This is a genomic window from Haloferax sp. s1, from assembly GCF_058382125.1.
Map to the genome: position 1 here is coordinate 1 of NZ_JBZRPK010000202.1, position 1,890 is coordinate 1,890.

General features: G+C 55.0%; 1 protein-coding gene and 1 pseudogene. One reads left to right on the forward strand and one right to left on the reverse strand.

Annotation, left to right across the window (positions count from 1 at the left end):
- Window positions 1-433: 433 nt before the first annotated feature.
- Window positions 434-619 (reverse strand): hypothetical protein, encoded by a 186-nt coding sequence (locus QT222_RS01665; RefSeq protein WP_491476098.1) that lies wholly within the window; start codon window positions 617-619, stop codon window positions 434-436.
- 75 nt (window positions 620-694) lie between these two features.
- On the opposite strand from QT222_RS01665, the pseudogene QT222_RS01670 reads away from it, so the two are divergent.
- Window positions 695-1,890, forward strand: a pseudogene (locus QT222_RS01670) (hypothetical protein); the annotation flags it as partial.

Sequence of the window (1,890 nt, forward strand, 5' to 3'; positions counted from 1 at the left end):
GAGCTGTTCGAGGTGAGCAACCGCGATCTCGGTCGACTCTTCAACACCTAATCCAGATCTCGCACGATACTATAATAGAAGTAACACTTATCCGGAGACGTGATAACATCCAACACCAATGGTCGATGATCCCGATTGGGACTCCGTCCCGGAGTTTTCACATTTTGCACTAGAGGAGCCTGACATTGGCGACGAGGCCTATCGCGACCAATCTCGCCTCTCGCGGTACGTCGGCGGTCGCGTGCTTGACCACGTGACTGGTACCGGCACTCGTGAGGACGCAGATGGAAGGACACTCGTTGATCAACCCTCGGATTCGTACTTTGCTGGTACGCTGGCACCGGCAGAAGATGCAGAGTACAGTGATCTATCCGATGAACTTGAGAGCAAACTGTCGCCTTCGGCGATTCAGGCTGAATTTCAGATTGACCCTTCAGTCACTGACGAAATCGAGATCGTGGTATCCGGAAACGTCTACTATCGAACGTTCCCGTCGTTCGAGCAACAGACAGGCGACGCCCAGAGTACGGCAGCGACGGATGAATCGACCAGCGAGGAGGCGGACGATGATGTTGGCGAAGAAGATATTGAGTACGAGCATTTCCAGCGAGTCTACCATCGACATGAATTTCAGACGGACCCCATCTCGATTTCGGTACCCTCGCTCACCGAACATCGCCGTGGAACTCCCTCGATGGACGCTGCAAAAACTGTAATCGCAGAACTCCGCAGAACGCTCCGTGACGAACTTGTGGCTATTGACGAAGGAGATGAGAAACCACCGCTCTGGCGCTCCGATCGGGACATCAACCGAAACATCACGTTCGATCAGATTCCCGGTGCACCATCCGGTACCGAACTTGAGGTCAAAGAGTATACGGGCGACCTGTATTTTCCATCGGCAATTCTCGACCATGACACCGAGGAAGAAAAACGCAAAGCCTACGACGCGCTGTTGGATCGGATGACTGCCGGCCCAAGCGACGAACGTCTGTTTCCTGACTGGGACCTCTCTGTCGACATCGAATTTGTACGAACCGATGATGGACCCGTGAGGACGATTCTGATTGTCGAGAATACGTCGGCTGGTGATCCAAGGGATGAGGAAGGAAAAGTACACCACACCACTGACGTCGATACGACCCTGTTTGATCTGACAGCCGACATCACCATCCCTGAGGGTGAGTTTGTTGATTTCACATTCGAACGTCTCGAAGAGGACTTTCGGTATGATCGGTCGTTGCCGGGCCGCGGTACCAACTGCGTTGTGTCCCGGCCGGATCCGACCAATCGTGCCCACCTTCGCACCGAGTATCTCCCAGCGCATCGTCAGCAACGCTACGTGCCACGGATGGGCGACGATATGAGTCGGGACCTCGATTTGACCTTTGATACGCTGCAGGATCTCGAGAACGGCGGACTCGAGGCCCTCGAAGAGATTCGCGACGAGATGTGGGATTATCTGGAATCACAGGAGCGCGGCTACGACCAAGCTCTGGCCGGTCACTATCAGCCAGATCCAGACTTCACACCGGAGGACCAGCAGGACTTCGACGAGGACCGAGAAGCGTTTCGGAAAGAAATCCTGCGAGTCGAGCGGGCTATCAACTGTCTCCGTGCTGATGTCGAAGACGGAGCTATGGATGGACGAGTCGCTCGATCGTTCGAGCTCATGAACCGGACGTTCGGAGATGCGCAGGAATTCCCCGGCTGGCGTCCGTTCCAGCTGGTGTTTATCCTTCGAGTACTTCCGGACCTCGTCAGCCGTGAGTACGATGAGTGGAGTGAGGTGACTTGGAGAGAGGGAGAGGACGCAGAGAACTATAGCGGCGACGAGATGGAGGCACTCGATCTGGTTGATATTGTCTGGTTCCCAACTGGTGGGGGAAA

Coding starts and splice junctions, on each gene's coding strand:
- QT222_RS01665 (WP_491476098.1), bottom strand. CDS start 619: ATGGTAGACTCGCTGGAAATGCTCGTACTCAATATCTTCTTCGCCAAC.